Origin of the sequence: Thalassospira povalilytica (assembly GCF_002844235.1) — a bacterium.
Classification (GTDB): domain Bacteria; phylum Pseudomonadota; class Alphaproteobacteria; order Rhodospirillales; family Thalassospiraceae; genus Thalassospira; species Thalassospira povalilytica.
Window position 1 is genome coordinate 66,159 of the sequence record NZ_PGTS01000001.1, and the last position, 17,338, is coordinate 83,496.

The 17,338-nt window shown below is 54.3% G+C and carries 14 protein-coding genes; 6 read left to right on the forward strand and 8 right to left on the reverse strand.

From position 1 onward, the window contains the following. Positions 1-55 precede the first annotated feature (55 nt). A complete protein-coding gene (locus CU041_RS00345) occupies positions 56-1,180 on the reverse strand; it encodes an S-(hydroxymethyl)glutathione dehydrogenase/class III alcohol dehydrogenase (protein ID WP_101245291.1) in 1,125 nt (374 codons plus the stop codon). A 121-nt stretch (positions 1,181-1,301) separates the two neighbouring features. Here CU041_RS00345 and CU041_RS00350 point away from each other — a divergent pair, with 121 nt between their 5' ends. Next, complete coding sequence (locus CU041_RS00350) at positions 1,302-2,177, forward strand: LysR substrate-binding domain-containing protein (protein WP_101245292.1); 876 nt, start codon at positions 1,302-1,304, stop codon at positions 2,175-2,177. Between the two features lie 24 nt (positions 2,178-2,201). Here the strand turns inward: CU041_RS00350 and CU041_RS00355 are convergent, their stop codons facing one another. The 3 genes from CU041_RS00355 to CU041_RS00365 all read right to left on the reverse strand — a co-directional run bounded on the left by CU041_RS00355 (position 2,202) and on the right by CU041_RS00365 (position 6,320). Then, complete coding sequence (locus CU041_RS00355; RefSeq protein WP_101245293.1) at positions 2,202-3,656, reverse strand: P-loop ATPase, Sll1717 family; 1,455 nt, start codon at positions 3,654-3,656, stop codon at positions 2,202-2,204. A gap of 122 nt (positions 3,657-3,778) precedes the next feature. Continuing rightward, the gene (locus CU041_RS00360; protein WP_101245294.1) at positions 3,779-4,561 is read right to left on the reverse strand and encodes a 3-hydroxybutyrate dehydrogenase; all 783 of its coding nucleotides are present in this window, start codon (positions 4,559-4,561) and stop codon (positions 3,779-3,781) included. Between the two features lie 130 nt (positions 4,562-4,691). Beyond that, positions 4,692-6,320: a sigma-54-dependent transcriptional regulator gene (locus tag CU041_RS00365; RefSeq protein ID WP_101245295.1), complete on the reverse strand. Its 1,629-nt coding sequence runs from the start codon at positions 6,318-6,320 to the stop codon at positions 4,692-4,694. 224 nt (positions 6,321-6,544) lie between these two features. On the opposite strand from CU041_RS00365, the gene CU041_RS00370 reads away from it, so the two are divergent. After that, the gene (locus tag CU041_RS00370; protein ID WP_101245296.1) at positions 6,545-7,777 is read left to right on the forward strand and encodes a methionine gamma-lyase; all 1,233 of its coding nucleotides are present in this window, start codon (positions 6,545-6,547) and stop codon (positions 7,775-7,777) included. Between the two features lie 116 nt (positions 7,778-7,893). Here the strand turns inward: CU041_RS00370 and CU041_RS00375 are convergent, their stop codons facing one another. Continuing rightward, positions 7,894-8,796, reverse strand: a complete 903-nt coding sequence (locus CU041_RS00375; RefSeq protein ID WP_101245297.1) for an ABC transporter substrate-binding protein — start codon at positions 8,794-8,796, stop codon at positions 7,894-7,896. 459 nt (positions 8,797-9,255) lie between these two features. Here CU041_RS00375 and CU041_RS00380 point away from each other — a divergent pair, with 459 nt between their 5' ends. The 4 genes from CU041_RS00380 to CU041_RS00395 all read left to right on the forward strand — a co-directional run bounded on the left by CU041_RS00380 (position 9,256) and on the right by CU041_RS00395 (position 15,164). After that, positions 9,256-11,640 (forward strand): hypothetical protein, encoded by a 2,385-nt coding sequence (locus tag CU041_RS00380; protein WP_101245298.1) that lies wholly within the window; start codon positions 9,256-9,258, stop codon positions 11,638-11,640. A 197-nt stretch (positions 11,641-11,837) separates the two neighbouring features. Continuing rightward, complete coding sequence (locus CU041_RS00385; RefSeq protein WP_101245299.1) at positions 11,838-13,010, forward strand: HPP family protein; 1,173 nt, start codon at positions 11,838-11,840, stop codon at positions 13,008-13,010. A gap of 27 nt (positions 13,011-13,037) precedes the next feature. After that, on the forward strand, positions 13,038-14,057 hold the full coding sequence (locus CU041_RS00390; RefSeq protein WP_101245300.1) for an Ldh family oxidoreductase: 1,020 nt from the start codon (positions 13,038-13,040) through the stop codon (positions 14,055-14,057). 180 nt (positions 14,058-14,237) lie between these two features. Continuing rightward, the gene (locus tag CU041_RS00395) at positions 14,238-15,164 is read left to right on the forward strand and encodes a calcium/sodium antiporter (RefSeq protein WP_101245856.1); all 927 of its coding nucleotides are present in this window, start codon (positions 14,238-14,240) and stop codon (positions 15,162-15,164) included. 24 nt (positions 15,165-15,188) lie between these two features. Here CU041_RS00395 and CU041_RS00400 read toward each other — a convergent pair whose 3' ends face one another. The 3 genes from CU041_RS00400 to CU041_RS00410 all read right to left on the reverse strand — a co-directional run bounded on the left by CU041_RS00400 (position 15,189) and on the right by CU041_RS00410 (position 17,269). Further along, a complete protein-coding gene (locus tag CU041_RS00400; protein ID WP_101245301.1) occupies positions 15,189-15,911 on the reverse strand; it encodes a MarC family protein in 723 nt (240 codons plus the stop codon). Between the two features lie 122 nt (positions 15,912-16,033). After that, positions 16,034-16,369, reverse strand: coding sequence for an HNH endonuclease signature motif containing protein (locus CU041_RS00405; RefSeq protein WP_170310060.1), 336 nt, complete (start codon positions 16,367-16,369; stop codon positions 16,034-16,036). Between the two features lie 6 nt (positions 16,370-16,375). Continuing rightward, positions 16,376-17,269, reverse strand: a complete 894-nt coding sequence (locus CU041_RS00410; RefSeq protein ID WP_101245302.1) for a M48 family metalloprotease — start codon at positions 17,267-17,269, stop codon at positions 16,376-16,378. Positions 17,270-17,338: the final 69 nt, after the last annotated feature.

The window sequence follows — 17,338 nt, forward strand, 5'->3', positions numbered from 1 at the left end:
CCATTGCCGGATGGTGTCCGGCAATGGCGTGATAGTTCAATCAAATAATCGATGATCAGTAATGGATAACCGAACGGATGCTTTCGCCTTCATGCATGAGGTCGAAGGCCTCGTTGATGTCTTCGAGCTTCATGGTGTGGGTGATGAAGTCAGACAGCTTGAACTCGCCGGCAAGGTAGCGTTCAACATAATCGGGAAGCTGCGAACGGCCTTTGACGCCGCCAAACGCGGTGCCGCGCCAGACGCGACCGGTGACAAGCTGGAACGGACGGGTCGAGATTTCCTGACCGGCACCGGCAACACCGATAATCACCGATTCACCCCAACCCTTGTGGCAGCATTCAAGCGCGGATCGCATGACATTGACATTGCCAATGCATTCAAACGACCAGTCGACGCCACCGTCGGTCATCTCGACAATGACTTCCTGGATCGGTTTGTCGAATTTCTTGGGGTTGATGCAATCGGTCGCGCCGAGCTGTTTGGCGAGATCGAATTTTTTCTCATTGATATCGATGGCAAGGATGCGACCGGCACCGGCCATTTGCGCACCGATGATCGCCGAAAGACCAATGCCGCCAAGGCCAAAGACGGCCACGGAGTCACCCTTTTGCACCTTGGCGGCGTTGACCGTCGCCCCCATGCCGGTGGTGACCCCGCAACCAAGCAGGCAAACTTCTTCAAGCGGGGCGGATTTGTTGATTTTGGCCAGCGAGATTTCCGGAAGCACGGTGTATTCCGAGAAGGTCGAGCACCCCATATAGTGATAGATCGGCTTGCCATTCTGCGAGAAACGGGTGGTGCCATCGGGCATCAGTCCCTTGCCTTGGGTGACGCGGATTTTCTGACACAGGTTGGTTTTGCCCGATTTGCAGAATTTGCATTCGCCACATTCCGGGGTGTAAAGCGGGATCACATGATCGCCGACCGCAACGCTGGTCACACCTTCGCCGATGGATTCAACAATGCCGCCGCCTTCATGGCCAAGGATGGCCGGGAAAATACCCTCGGGATCGTCACCCGACAGGGTAAAGGCATCGGTATGGCAAACACCGGTGGCAACGATTTTGACGCGCACTTCGCCGGCCTTGGGCGGGGCGACCTGGACTTCTTCGATCGACAGCGGTTTGCCCGCTTCCCATGCGATGGCGGCTTTGCAGGTGATGGTTTCAAGGCTCATGACGCTTCTCCGGCAGATGAATATTTGAATATGCCCAGTCTATTTATTTCTTCTGATCCGATAATCCGGTATTTTGGTAAATGACTTTTACCATTGTGTAATAATCTGATCGGATACGGGCATGAATACCTGGAACGGAATCAGCGAATTTATCGCGGTTGCCGAACATCAAAGCTTTACCGCGGCGGCCAAACAGCTTGGCATTTCGGTTGCCCAGGTCAGCCGTCAGGTTACTGCCCTTGAAGAAAAGCTTGGCACACAGCTTTTTTACCGCACTACGCGCAAGGTCAGTGTAACCGAAGCCGGGCAGATTTATTACCAGCATTGCCGTCAGTTGCTTGATGGTCTGGGCGAGGCGGAACGCGCCATTGGCAATCTGAGCGAGGTGCCGCGCGGCAAGCTTAAACTGACCGCGCCGACGACCTATGGGGAAACCGTGATCGCGCCGCTGGTCAATGATTTCGTCGCGCGCTATCCCGATCTTGAAGTCCAGTGCCGGTTCACCAACCAGAAGCTTGATCTGGTGCTTGAAGGCTATGACATGGCGATCCGTCTTGGCCGGTTGGAAGGCACGACCGGAAGCCTGATGACCCAGCAACTTTCAACCCGCCGTCTTTATGCCTGTGCAGCGCGCAGCTATATCGCCAAGCGCGGCGAGCCATATTCCCTTTCGGAGCTTAATCACCATAACTGCCTTGTCGGGACGCTTGATTACTGGCGCTTTGAAGAGGATGGCCGCGAACGCACCATCCGTATCCATGGCTCCATCCATGCCAATAGCGGGCAGGCGCTTCTCGATGCGGCGCTTAAGGGCATCGGGATTGTGCAATTGCCCGACTATTACGTCGACCCCTGGATCGCCAGCGGCGATTTGATCCCGGTCCTGACCAAATACCAGCCTTCAGACGAAGGCATCTGGGCGATCTACCCGACCAACCGTCATCTCAGCCCGAAGATCAGGATGCTGGTGGAGCATTTGGGGCGGTATTTAAGCTAGGGTAGTGTTAAAGCTAATCTTTCCTTACTGGGATCTCCAGTAGGATGCAACTATACCTCTGTGCAGCTGTAGGCGTTGGCTAATTACAAGGTTTCTGTTGTTGTATCGGAATATTGGGTCTGTGTATTTATTTGAAGGTGCTCTATCCCCTTGGTTTCCTAAGACTGAAAAATGGAATAATACAGATATTATTTTAGATGTATCCATTCCCGATTTTTGCTGTGATGTCTTCTCAGCACTTTCGATAGCCTCTTCAATTTCCGAGTACTTAAACTTTATTTTGTTTTTTGAGGATATTTGGTCAAGTATAATTCTGAAGTTGGGCAAGATTGTTCGGATTTCATTGTCAAGTTCTTGAACAAAGTGCTCGGAGAATTCTTTCTGCCTGCCCTTAATGGTTTCCGCGTCAAGTTTTTCTTTCCGCTGCCTTATCGCGGACTCAGCGCAAAAGCGAAAGTACGTAACAAAGTCTCTGGGGCGCAGGTGCGTACGATGTTCTATAAAGTCGAAAACGCTTATTTTTCTGCTGAACTTCTCTTTACCTAATGGGATGGAGCTTTCGCGACATATTCTATCAATTGCCTCTTCGTAACGGAGTATCCTTGTTTCTTTGCTGTCCGCTCTACTTATTCGGTGCGCAATCATTTGCTTAATATCTCCGCGTCCCCAGCGAAGCTCTATTTTCAGGTCTTCCCATTTATTCTTGTCAGGGTCGAGAGTTATCTCATAAATATCATCACGCAAAAATACTACAGGCCGAATTCCGAAGTTCATAACCGGAAATTCGTGCCGTATGCTTGAAACCGCTTTAAGTAGACTGGTTAACAATGGTATATATCTTTCCCTATTTTCATCCTGCCAATAATTTCTGTAATCCTCATCAAGTTCATCAAATAAGATGTAGTATATGTTTTCTTTATTTATGTTTTGTGTGATGCATTCTTTCATTAATGGTAGTATTTCATGCCAATACTCAGTTATATCTCTATAGTCTTCTGTTTTTGTGGTGCTTCCTCCTACTCCAAGAATTGACGCAGCAATAGATTTGCTTGTCCACTTTCTCATTTTATCTCTCAGGGCGATATTGGGATCTTCGCTATAAATTGTTGCAAGTTTCTCTTTAAATTCTGAGTTTGTAGACTGATCTCTAGTCATCATTTGCAGTATGGAATTGTAAATACAGTACTTCCATACAGATATATACTGGGAAGGAGACGTGTAGTCCGTATCTGATAGCTTGTATAAGAAATTGAAAGGAAATTCTTTGAATGAAAGTTTAGTGGAGAAAGTTCTATGGTCTTCTATGCTTTCTATTCTTTTGCATATTGCTGTTTTGCCAGTTCCTTTTCTTCCTACTACATAAACCCGAGACCCATCTGTGATTTTCTTAAAGCTATCGAGTTCATAGAAATACCGAGAAATATCTTCGTCGGCAGCTTCTCTTTTCCATTCAGATATTTCTTCTAGAATTCGCTTCATATATTTTCTCGACTATATTTGTAAGTTTATCATTTTAAAATGGTATTATGGTCCAATGTGATGTTCAACCCAAAAGAGATTCGTGTGCGGTTTTGTCTGTGCGCGCGAGATTGAGCGGTGTCTTACTGCGCCGTCCACCCACCATCAACCGACAGATGCGTGCCGGTCATTTGCGAGGCGGCGTCAGAACACAGGAAGAGCGCGGTCTGGCCAATCTGTTCGGGGCTGACGAATTGTTTGGACGGGTGTTTGTCCGAGACAAGGCGGGTTGCGGATTCTTCAATCGAAATGTTGTTTTCCTTGGCGCGTGCCTCGATCTGGCGTTCGACCAGTTCGGTGCGGACCCAGCCCGGGCAGATCGCATTGGCTGTGATGCCGGTTTCGGCTGTTTCAAGGGCGGTGACCTTGGTCAATCCGATTACGCCATGTTTGGCGGCGACATAGGCCGCTTTCTGGACAGACGCAACAAGACCGTGGGCAGAGGCGGTATTGATGATCCGGCCCCAGTTTTTCTTGCGCATATAGGGAACGGCAAGGCGGGTGGTGTGGAAGACCGATGACAGGTTGATCGCGATCACCGCATCCCATTTTTCGGGCGGGAAATCTTCGACATTGGCGGTGTACTGAATGCCGGCATTGTTGATCAGGATATCAATGCCGCCAAATTTGGCCTCGGCATCCTTCATCATGGCTTCGATCTCGTCGGGTTTGGACAGGTCGGCACCGTTATAGTGCGCGGTGACGCCATAATCGGTTTCAAGGCCCTTGCGGGTTGCCTCGATTTCATCCGCGTCGCCAAAGCCATTGAGCATCACATCAGCGCCGGCACCTGCAAGCGCCTTTGCCATGGCAAGGCCGATCCCGCTGGTCGAGCCGGTCACGAGTGCGCGTTTTCCTGTTAGCATATTTCTTCTCCCTGTTTTCGGGGCTTTCCACCCCTTGATTTAGGAAGATCATGCCGCACTGCAACCAAGCTGGCAAGAAGTGGCGTGACCAATCGCCATAAACTTCATCATGGCGGGGTATCCGGGCGGTTTACTGTCCAATGCCGTATTTGCGCAGTTTATTGGCAATCGATGTGTGCGAAACACCCAGTCGTTCTGCCAATTTGCGCGAACTTGGATAATCCGGATAAAGCCGCATCAGCATTTCACGTTCCAAAAGATCAAGGCCGGCATTGAAATCGTTTTGTGCCAGGGCGGCAGCAATCGGGTCGGAACTGGTCGCGATATTGTTTTGGTGGTTAACCACCAGGCTGGGGAGATTGTCGGATGGGGGTGCGTCAGCTGAATTCATGGTGCCGGTGGCTGCACTGGTCAGGTCGCCCGCACCAAGAACATCCCCATCCAGAAGGGCGACGGCACGAAACAGGGTGTTTTCCAGTTCGCGGACATTGCCCGGCCAGTCATGGGCGCGCAGCCAGTCAAGCCCGTCCCTGGCAAGATAGGGTGCCGGGCGTTCGGTTTGCTGGGCGGTGCGGTCGATAAAGAATCTCGCCAGATCCGCGATATCTTCGATCCGGTCGCGCAGCGGCGGCAGGGTGATGGCCAGAACATTGAGGCGGAAATAAAGATCTTCGCGGAATGTGCCATCATGCGACATGGCTTCAAGGTCGCGGTTGGTGGCGCTGATGATCCGGACATCGACGGCAATCTCGTCCGTGCCGCCAACCCGGCGGAACCGGCCGTCTTGCAGAACGCGCAAAAGTTTGGCCTGCAAATAGGGGGTCAATTCACCGATTTCATCAAGAAACAGGGTGCCGCCATCGGCAAGCTCCAGAAGGCCGGGCTTGCCGCCGCGCCGTGCGGATGTAAAGGCCCCTGCCGCATAGCCAAACAGTTCGCTTTCAGCCAGGCCTTCGGGCATGGCGGCACAGTTAAGTGCCAGAAACGGCTGATCGGCGCGCGTGCTGGCGCGGTGGCAGGCGCGGGCAAAAAGCTCCTTGCCGGTTCCGGTTTCGCCAAGGATCAGAAGCGGTGCATCAATCGCGGCAAGCCTTTGCGCCTGTGACTTTACCCGCGTCATTGCACGGCTAGTGCCGATGATGTCGTCAAAACCGGTATGGCTGCGATCCTGAAGGGCGGTGATGACCCGCCCCAGTCGCGCAGCCCGGTGAAAGACCATCACCCCGCCCCACGGTGCATCGTCGGCCGCGTCCGAGCCATCATCAACATGACCGATCGGTTCGACCTGCAACAGATATGTCTGCCCGCCCAGGATTACTTCATGTTCGGGCATGCGAAAGCCGCTTTGGCGCAAATCTTCAATGCTTGGTTCGGCAAGGATTGTTGAAATATCCTGATCGCGAAGCGGCTTTTCACTGGTGCCTGCGATCGATTGGGCCGCCGGATTGGCTTGGGCGATCTGGCCATTGGCATCAACCGCAATCACCGGATCGCCAAGGGCGGCAAGGGTTGCATGAAGCTGTGCGCGTCTGCGTTCGGTGGGCAGGCGGTCAATTTCGCGAATGTCGGAAATGCCCGGAATTTGTTTCAGGGCATGGGCCAAAAGCGGAAAGCGACCGGGGCGAATGGCCGGAATATCGGCATAGATGTGATGGGTTGTGACCTCGAAGGCGCGGATATCAAGCCCCTGATCGGTCAGAACATTGACCACATCGCGCGTAATGCCGACCCTGTTTTCACCGCGAATTTCAAACCGCATGTCTGTACCGAAAAGTTTACACTGTAACGAAAATTGTACATTCGCATGCCGCTGATTTCCAGGGATTTTGTGGTAAATGCGAAATCCGGGCGAATGAGTGTAAATAAATATTTACATCAAAAGGCGACCAGATTTGTCCAAAGCCCGGAAAACCGGGGCTTTTGTGATCTGGCACGGGGTTTGCGGTTATCGGGGCAGAATAAACGCATTTTCAGGAGCCTCACATGTCTGCCAATGACAGCCGCAACAGCAATGTCGCCAAAACCGGTTTCGCCACCCGTGCGATCCATCACGGATATGATCCGCAAAGCCATAATGGCGCGCTGAACCCGCCGGTTTACATGTCTTCGACCTTTGCGTTCGAAACGGCCGAGCAGGGCGGGCGGTTCTTTGCCGGTGACGAGCAGGGCTTTATCTATTCGCGTATTGCCAACCCGACACTTGATCTTCTCGAAAAGCGTCTGGCGGTGCTTGAAGGCGGTGAAGCCGCCCTTGCGACCGCGTCGGGCATGGGGGCGATCACATCGGTCTGCTGGACCTTTATCGAGCCGGGCGACGAGATCATTGTGGATCGCACCCTTTATGGCTGCACATTTGCCTATTTCCGTCATGGTCTGGAAAAGTTCGGGATCAAGCACACCCATGTCGATCTGACCGATCCGGCCGAACTGGAAAAGGCGATTTCGGACAAGACCAAGATTGTCTATTTCGAAACCCCGGCCAACCCGAATATGCGTCTGGTCGATATCAAAGCCATTTCCGACATCGCCCATAAACATGGTGCCAAGGTGGTGGTTGATAACACCTATTGCACGCCGTATTTGCAGCGCCCGATTGAACTTGGTGCCGATATCGTCGTGCATTCCGCCACCAAATATCTGGGCGGCCATGGGGACCTTATGGCCGGTGCGGTGATCGGATCGCTTGAAGATATGATGCAGGTCCGTCTGGTTGGGCTTAAGGACATGACCGGTGCGGTTCTCTCAGCACAGGATGCCAATCTTGTGATGCGCGGGCTTAAAACGTTGGAGCTGCGGATGGAGCGCCATTGCGACAATGCCGAAAAGATCGCGGCCTTCCTTGACTCCCATCCCAAGGTCGAGCGGGTTTATTACCCGGGTCTTGAAAGCTTTGCGCAGCATGCGCTCGCAAAGGCGCAGATGGACCGTTTCGGCGGCATGATCGCGTTCGAACTTAAGGGCGGGATCGAAGCCGGACGTAAGCTGATGAACGGCCTTAACATGATTACCCGTGCGGTCAGCCTTGGCGATGCCGAAACCCTGATCCAGCATCCGGCGTCAATGACCCATTCGACCTATACCGCCGAAGAACGCGCCGAATATCAGATCACCGATGGTTTGATCCGGCTGTCGGCCGGTCTTGAAAGCATCGATGACATTCTGGCCGATCTGGCCAATGCGCTTGATGGTGGCGAAATGGCGATTGCCGCCGAATAACAAGTCGAACAATCAAGTCAAAAATTACCCGGTGCTATATTCGGGCCCGGGGGTAACAGGGCCGGTCTGTTTTCGCAGATCGGCCTTTTGGTGTTTGGAGGATTGACTTGCCGGGATTATTCAAACAGGCCGTATTGTTTCATGATTTGGCGGGATTTTTCCGGAAGGTTTTTGTTCGTGCCGTGAATGATCCGGATACTGCCGAGGTCCAGCCCGTTAAAGGACGGGGCGGTTTCCGGATGTGATTTCAGCAGTTCAAGCAACATGCCGTTGGAATAGGCTCGCTCCAGTCCGGTTTGAATGGCATCGCGCAGGGCCGGTGTCGTCGGACTGAAAAAGAAATAGATCGGTTGCGGATAATAAAGGGCGATGTCGCGTGACACGGCGATATTGGGGGCCTGGCTTTGCATCCAGGTCCATTCGCCAATGATCTGCCAGAAGGCGCGTGGATACAGATCAAACCGGTTGGCACCAAGCATCCGGTGCAATGTCTTGTAGCGACCATCAGCGACGGTAAAGCCGTTTTCGATCAGAATGGCGGAATCCGGCCAGCCAAGGCCCTGGCCCATCGAAAAGGTGCGCAGGTCGTCTATGGTTTCGACTTCACGCAGTGCTGGCAGGGTTTCGGGACGTGCCATAAAAAGACGCAGACCGGTCGTGCCAAGATATATCGGGACATAGGCCGGCAGGAGTTTTTCTTCGCGGTTTGAAGACGTCCCGAAAAAGACAGTATTGATCTGGCTTGCCGTCAGCAGCATCGAAATGCGGCGCTCTTCGGTCGGGTAATCCATACAGACCGGGGTGATTGTGATGTCACGACCGCTTAGCCGGGCGGAAAGCCGCAACAAATCAATGTGATATTCCGAATGCTGTTCCCACGGAATTTGTCCCTGACAATAGGCCGACTGATGATCCATCGGCAGCGTGACCTCAAGATCGCTGGACGCATCCTGTGCGGTGGCCGTCGATTGTGCGGATTGCCCGATCCCCAGAAACAGCGCCAAGGCGGCAGATGCCATGATCTTCACGGGCCTGTGCCTGAAGATTGAAATCGCCATTTGGGAAAAATGAAATCTGATCAATTAAATTCCGGGGTGAAAGAATGGGCGAAGACGTATGCTATACGAATGGTAGAATTACTACACGATTGGCGAGATTGCCTTGAATTGGTTATTGTTCCCTTAAACCCGGTTTGCGGCGAAGTTTCGCGATATGCATGACGAATCGCTGTCATAAATGTGCCAATTCGCGACCACGAAATATTGTTTCAGACGGGAAATTCGAATGTTTGACCGGGATTGTCGCAGCCGATTCCACGTTTGAGGCAAAAGTGACGAATCTTGTGTGAAATGCAGGTGGCGTCCCTTGATTTCCGTCATTTCCCCTTAAAAATCGGTAATCCAATACCGGAATGTCGCGGGCCGATAAAAGGCCTGCAAAAGACCCGGAACAGCAGGCGTGAACAAGGGATCAGGAAAATGTCAGCACAGGATGCCGCACCCGAAATCGGTGAAATTATCGAAGCCACCAGCACCGGCAATGTCAAAGCCGAAGACCTTGAGATGCTGGGGCAGATCGAAAAGAAGGTGCGCTGGCTATCAAGCTGGACGATCCATAATGCCAACCATCTGCGTCCGAAGCGCGACGGCATCAAGGTTGGCGGCCATCAGGCCAGCTGTGCATCGATGACGACCCTTATGACGGCCCTTTATTTCAATGTTCTGCGTCCGCAGGACCGGGTGGCGGTCAAGCCGCATGCAAGTCCGGTTTTCCATGCGATCAACTACCTGTTTGGACGCCAGACCAAGGAAAAGCTTGAAAACTTCCGTTCATTTGGCGGCGCGCAATCCTATCCGTCGCGGACCAAGGATGGCGATCAGGTTGATTTTTCCACCGGCTCGGTCGGGCTTGGTGCGGCGGTGACCAATTTCGCAGCCCTGACGCAGGATTATCTGCGCTATAAAAACATGCTGCCCAAGGGCGAGAAGCCCGGCCGCATGGTCGCCCTTGTCGGGGATGCCGAACTTGATGAAGGCAATATTTACGAAGCCCTGCTTGATACCTGGAAGCATGACATTCGCAATGTCTGGTGGGTGATCGATTATAACCGTCAAAGCCTTGATGGCATGATTGATGCGCATCTGTTCCGCGTCATCGGCCGGTTCTTCCGCGCGGTTGGCTGGAACGTCATCACCATCAAATATGGTCGCAAGCTTCATGATGCCTTTGCCAAGCCAGGCGGAAAGTCGCTTAAGAAATGGCTTAATGATGTGCCAAATGACATCTATTCGGCCCTCACTTTCCAGGGCGGGGCCGCATGGCGCAAACAGATCACATCCGATATGCCCGGCGATAATGCGCTGGCCAATCTTCTGGGGGATTATGATGATGACGCCCTGCATGATCTGATGACCAATCTGGGTGGTCATTGCATGGAGGCGGTGCTTAATGCCTTTGACGCAGTTCCCAACGATAAACCGACCGTGTTTATTGCCTATACGGTCAAGGGCTATGCCACCCCGCTTCAGGGTCACAAGGACAACCATGCCGGTTTGATGAATATCCCGCAGATGGATGCCTTCAAGCTGCAAAACAACATCGCCGACGGGCAGGAATGGGATATGGCGGCGGGCCTTGATGTCAGTGCCGAGCGTGTGCGCGACTATATTGCCAATGCGCCGTTCAATGACCGTGCCCCGCGTCACAAGATGGCCGAAGTCATTACCATCCCCGAAATGCCCTATGCCCGGGTTGAGACATCAAGCACGCAGGAAGTGTTTGGCAAGATCCTCAATGAACTGGCCAAGATGAAAGACAGCGATCTTTCCGATCGCATCGTCACCACATCGCCCGACGTGACGGTTTCGACCAACCTTGGGGGCTTTGTGAACCAGCGCGGCCTGTTCGGGCGCGAAGAACTGGCCGATGAATTCCGCGAACGCAAAGTTCCCTCGGCCCAGAAATGGATCAGATCGCCGGGTGGACAGCATGTCGAGCTTGGCATTGCCGAAAACAATCTGTTCCTGAACCTGGCAGCCCTTGGCCTGTCGCACAGCCTGTTCGGGCAGCGCCTGTTTCCGATTGGCACCCTTTATGATCCGTTCATTGCGCGTGGTCTGGATGCGCTTAATTATGCCTGCTATCAGGATGCGCGGTTCATGGTCGTGGCAACGCCAAGCGGCATCACCCTTGCCCCGGAAGGGGGCGCGCATCAGTCGATCTCGACCCCGATGATCGGCATGGGGCAGCCGGGCCTGACCAGCTTTGAGCCAAGCTTTGGCGATGAACTGGCAACCATTATGGGCTGGTCGTTCGATCATATGCAGGCCCCCAAGGGCGGGTCGGTTTATCTGCGCCTGTCGACCAAACCGCTGGCACAGCCCGAACGCGAACTTTCCGATACCACCAAGGCGGAAATTGTTTCCGGTGGCTATTGGCTGCGTGAACCGGGCAAGGATTGCAAAATGGTCATTGCCTATTGCGGGGCAATGGCGCCCGAAGCAATCGCCGCCTGGGAAAAGCTTTCCGAAACCCATCCGGGCTTGGGGCTTTTGGCAGTGACCTCCACCGACCGGCTTTACAATGAATGGCAGGATCTGGAACGTGCCCGCCTTGAAGGCAAGGCAAAGGGTGAAATGTCGCATGTTGAAAACCTGCTTAAACCGCTGGCATCCGATGCGCGCCTTGTCACGGTGATTGACGGTCATCCGGCCGCCCTTGCCTGGCTTGGCTCGGTCCGTGGTCACGCGGTCGCACCGCTTGGAGTGAATGGCTTTGGCCAGTGCGGCGACAGCATCGCGCTTTATGATCACTACCAGATCGGCACCGATGCGATCCTGCGTGCGGCAAAACGTTGGGACTGATCAGCGTTCAGGTTGCGCACATGACTTGATTTGAGGGAGGGCAAATTGCCCTCCCTTTTTTGTTCGGACAGGTTTCGGGCAGGTGTGGTGTTGCGATTGACCGCATGGTCGTTTCAACGTACGAGGGAGGAAAGTAATTTATAACAATTAAACACTTATGGCCTGTTGAATGGCGGGTCGGGTTATGAAACGTACCAATGAGACACAATTACATTCGCGGGTTAATGCCTGCGATGCCGTTCAGTTCACCTGTTGAAGCCGTCCGTGCCGGGGTTGGTGCGCTGATCGGTCTGGGGGTGGCTGGTTTTCTTCTGTCACTTTTTGATCTTCATGATGCCGGGCTTTACCTGATTGCGCCGTTCGGGGCGACATCAGTGTTACTGTTTGCTGTGCCCAACAGTCCATTGGCACAACCATGGTCGGCGATCATTGGCAACAGTGTTGCGGCTCTTGCCGGGATTGCGGTTTGTTTGCTGATTGATGATCCGGTTCTGGCGGTGGCGCTTGCGGTCGGGCTTGCCATTGCAGTGATGATCCTGGTGCGTGCGGTTCATCCGCCCGGCGGCGCAGTTGCCATGGTTGCAGCACTTAGCCCCGATATCGCACGTGAACTTGGTTTTCGGTTTGCCCTAACGCCGGTGGCAGCGATTACCGCGGCCCTTGTGGTGATTGCGATGATCTATGCGCGTGCCACCGGGCGCAAATACCCGCTTCGTCATTTTGAGGGCAAAGGCACGCATCAGACAACAGACCGCCCGGCGATTGAACGGCTGGGCCTTGATGAAGACGAGCTGAATGGCATTCTGGCCCGGTATCGCCAGTCGCTTAATCTTGGCGTCGAGGATCTGGCACGGCTGATCGGGGCTGCGGAATTGCAGGTCGCATCCCATCGCACCGGTCCGCTGACCGCGGGAGACATCATGTCGCGCGATCTGGTGACGGTCGGTGCCGATACCGCCCTTGGCGAGGTTGCCGATCTGTTTCGCCGCCACAGTTTTACATCGCTTCCGGTTGTGGATGATAACGGGCGGTATCTTGGTGTGATTTTCCAGATCCATCTCATCCGGCGGGCGGGGGATGACGCCCTGCGTCTTGATCGTGGCTTGATGGCGGCGATGGGGCGTCTGATTGACCGGAAACGCAGCGTGCCGGTGCGTGCAATTGAAATCATGTCCGTCACCGAACCGCGTGCCACTGCAAACACGCCGATTGCGGCCCTTTTGCCCCTGATGGCGGACGGGGCCTGTGATGCGGTGCCGGTGGTGGAATATGGCAAGATCATCGGCATTGTCACCCGTACCGATCTGATTGCCGCCCTTGCCCATGCGGGGCTTGGCAGTGAGCAAGCCCGCCAAATTTCGTCGAATTGAACGTGTTTTAAGAAGTTGGAAGCCCCTATGACCGATACCGTCACCCTATCGATTGATCAGGCCGAGAAACTTGGTCTTGCCGTGCTTGAAGACAATGGTTTTAGCAGCGCACATGCAGGTGCCATTGTGCGCAGTGCTATGTCAGCACAAATTGACGAATGCCATTCCCACGGGCTTTATCGACTTATCGGGTGCGTACAAACCGCGCGCAATGGCGGGCTTGATACCAAGGTTCTGCCCGAAGTGATCGATCAGGCCCCGGCGATCACGCGCGTCAATGCCCATAAAGGCTGTTCACTATTGTCGTTTGAAACCGGTTTGCCCTATCTGGTGGAAAAGGCGCGCCATTGCGGGATTTCGGTTCTGGCGATCAATAACAGTTTCCATTTTTCGGCCCTGTGGCCCGAGGTTGAGCAGATTTCCGCCCATGGTCTTGTGGGGATGGCAATGACACCGACCCATGCCTTTGTCGCGCCCGCAGGTGGCACAAAGCCGCTTTTGGGGACCAACCCGATTGCCTTTTCATGGCCGCGACCGGGCAAGACGCCATACACGTTTGATTTCGCGACCAGCGTCATTGCGCGTGGAGAGATCGAACTGCATCGCCGGGCGGGCAAGGACATTCCGGAAGGCTGGGCGATCGATGCCGATGGTCAGCCGACCACCGATGCCACCAAGGCCCTTGAAGGTGCGATGCTGACATTTGGCGGGCATAAGGGTTCGGCCCTTTCGACCATGATTGGTTTGCTGGCCGGACCCTTGATCGGTGATGTGTTGGGCCATGAAACCCATGCGGCGTCTGAAGATGCGCCGGGCAATCCGCATCACGGCGAGATCATTATCGCCTTTTCCCCGGAAACCTTCCTGGGGGCAGAGGCGCAACAACATCTTGATCATGCCGAAGACCTGTTTGAACGGATCATGGCACAAGGTGCCCGTCTGCCATCACAGCGCCGGTTCGAAGCGCGTGAACGCAGCCGTCAAAACGGGGTGACGATCCCCAAGGCCCTGCATGACGAATTGGTTGCGCTGACCATGGCGGTCTAGGGGAACTACATGGTTTGAACGGCACCTTTGGGTCTGTCGCGTTTTTTATTTTTGCGCTGTGATCTGTATTGCTTGCAAACGGGTCGGGCGTGACACACATCTCGGCGTTGCGGCCATGTGGGGGTATTTCGAACCCATCTGGAGCAAAGTCATTGGTCGGCAGATGAAAAGGCGTCGATTGTGGAATATTTGATGTTGCTGGGTGGTTTGGCGGGGCTGTTTTTCGGGGGAGAGGCCCTTGTCCGCGGCAGTGTCGGCATCGCGCGCCGGCTTTCGATGTCATCCCTGCTGATCGGATTGACTGTGGTCGGTTTCGGGACGTCAACGCCCGAACTTCTGGTATCCCTTGATGCGGCCTTGCGCGGGGTGCCCGATATTGCGCTTGGCAATGTGGTGGGATCGAACATTGCCAATATCCTGCTGATTGTCGGGGTTTCGGCACTTGTCTGGCCGATTGCGGTTTCGGGCGGGACCCTTGGTCGTGACACCGCGGTTATGCTGGCAGCAGCGATTATTCTGATACCTATATTTGCATTGGGTGACGTCGGGCGCATTGCCGGATGTGTGATGTTTGCCGGGCTGGTAACGTATTTGCTGGTGGCTTATCGCCAGTCGCAAAGCCAGCCGGTGAATGAAGATGCGCCAACCGATCCGTCAGTGCTTGGCGGGGCCTTGTGGGTGTCGGTACTTTGGGTGGTTGGCGGGTTGGTGCTTTTGATGGTTGGTGCCCGTTTTCTGGTCGACGGGTCGGTCACGATTGCCCGATCGTTTGGTGTTTCAGAAGCCTTTATCGGTTTGACGATTGTTGCGGTGGGCACATCCCTGCCAGAGCTTGCGACATCATTGATCGCCGCCCTGCGCAAACAGTCCGAAATTGCCATCGGCAATATCGTCGGATCGAACATTTTCAATATTTTGGGCATACTTGGCCTGACCGCGGCAATATCCCCGATCCCGGTTGCCGCGCGTTTTCTAAGCTTTGATTTGCCGGTGATGATTGCCGTTTCGCTGTTGCTGACCGTATTGCTGAGACGTCCGTCAATCGGGCGTCCGGTCGGTCTGGTGATGCTGATCGGTTACGGCGTTTATGTCTGGGCCGCGCAATAGAGTTTGAACGGCCCGGGTTTCCGGTTACTGGAAAAACGCCTGCTTGACGCCATCAATAATGAACTGAACCGCAAGGGCAGCCAGGATCATGCCAAGCAGGCGCGATACAACGGTTGCCACTGTCGGGCTGAGGCGTTTGGCAACAACGTTCGATGCCAGGAAAAAGGCAAAGGCGATCAGCATGACAACAGCAACCACGCCAATCACGCTGGCCTGCATGGCGATGTTGTTTTCAAACTTGCCCATCAACAGCATGACCGAGGCAATTGCACCGGGACCCGACAGGAAGGGGATCGACATCGGGAAGATCGAGATGTCGTCGGCTTCTTCGTCAGGGATGGTATGTCCGGCTGTTTGCGGGGCGGATGTGTTGTCGGGTTTGGTCTTTTCGCCGTCGTGGTCGTCTTCGAGTTCCTGATGAACCTGTTCGGCGCGCTCATTTCGTTTCTGGCTGCGCTTTTCAAACAGCATTTCAAGCGCGATCAGGAACAGAAGCGTGCCACCGGCAATGCGGAAGGCCGGCATGTGAATGCCGAAAATGCCCAGCAATCCTTCGCCAATCAAGGCAAAGGCGGCAAGGATGAAGAAGCTGGTGATACAGGCGCGGATTGCCATGCGCCGACGGTGGGCGGCACTTGTGCCTTGGGTCAGGACAATGAAAACCGGGACCAGACCCAGCGGATCAATGATCACGAAAAGCGTGACAAAGACCGGGATCAGTTCATTGAGCATGTCAAAGCTTGGCATCGGCTTTTCCTGAAAACGACAGTTGCGGTGCAATCGGGCAGGATCACCATAAGCCCGGTGGGCTGGACAAGTAGCGAGCATAGTCTGGCAGGTAAATGTTTTTTTGCCAATTGTCGCCGGTCTTAACGACGTTTTCCCCGGTTCCTGCCATAACGGCCGGCACTTTCGGGCCAGTCGATGTAATCAACGGGCTTTTTGCGAACCCATGTGATGAATTTGACGATGTCGGGATGGGTTTTCAGCCTGTCGGGGGTGTCGTAATCACGCGCAATCGTTGCTTCGTCAAACAGGCGGTGGATCATGCGATGGCACACACGATGGAGCCACTGGGTATCGGTGCCCCCCTGTGATTTGGGTCGCCAGTGATGGCGATCAACACTTGGCCCGGCAATCATCAGACGGCCGCAGATCGGGCAGGGGCCAAGGTCGGTATCGGTTTTGTCAGGGTGCGACGGCATGACCCATTATTGTCCGGGCATGCGGCGGTTTTCAAAAAATTTCTGCCAGGTTCCGGGTTTGAGTGCGCGCAAGGCCTTTATCCGGGCGGTGACCGATGGGTGGGTGTCGAGAAGTGTTGGCGGCTGCGTGCTGCGATAGGGGATAAGTCCGAGGCGGCGGCGATTGATCTGATCGATATGAAGCAGGGCATCAATCATGTCTTCGGGACCGTTCAGCAAATCACTGGCCCCGTGATCGGCAGCAAATTCGCGATCACGGATGACCGCCCGTTGCAGCAAAAAGCTGATGGTTGGCACCGCGCCAAACAGAACAACCATCCATGCCGGCGGATTGAAATCCCCAAAGATAAAGATCGCCAGACCAAACAGCGCAATGGTCCATGTCGCGCGATACAAAACATCCGTCATCAGCAAAATCCGCGTATCCCCATGCCAGGCATGGGCGATTTCATGGGCCAGAATGGCACGCATCTGTCGCGGAGACAGATCATGGAGTGCGTCACTTGAAATGGCGATGGTGGTTTGCGCATCGGTGCCGGTGGTAATTGCATTCACGCCCTTGCCCGGCAGGATGAAAAGCTTGGGCGTGTGATCAAGCCCTGCGCGTTCGCACAACAGATGCATCATTTCATGGATCGCAGGATAATCTTTGGGGCGCAGCGGATTGGCGCGCAGCATCTTCATCAGAATTTCGGGCGATATCATCGGTGTCAGAAACAGCATCAGCGACACGGCAATACCGGCCGAAATCATCATCGAAAACCCGCCAAGCATCCAGGCGCATGCCGCCAGAACGCCAATCATGCAGGCCATCAGCGTACCGGCATGGGATGTGCTGCCAGGTTCGATGGCAAGAAATCGCTGGATGACGTCAGGAAGTTGCGGGGTTTCGTTTGTCATTGGCATTCCGCATGTTGCGAGTCTTTGGGGTGACATGCCCGGTGGCAGTATTTCCGGGGGCGATTACGG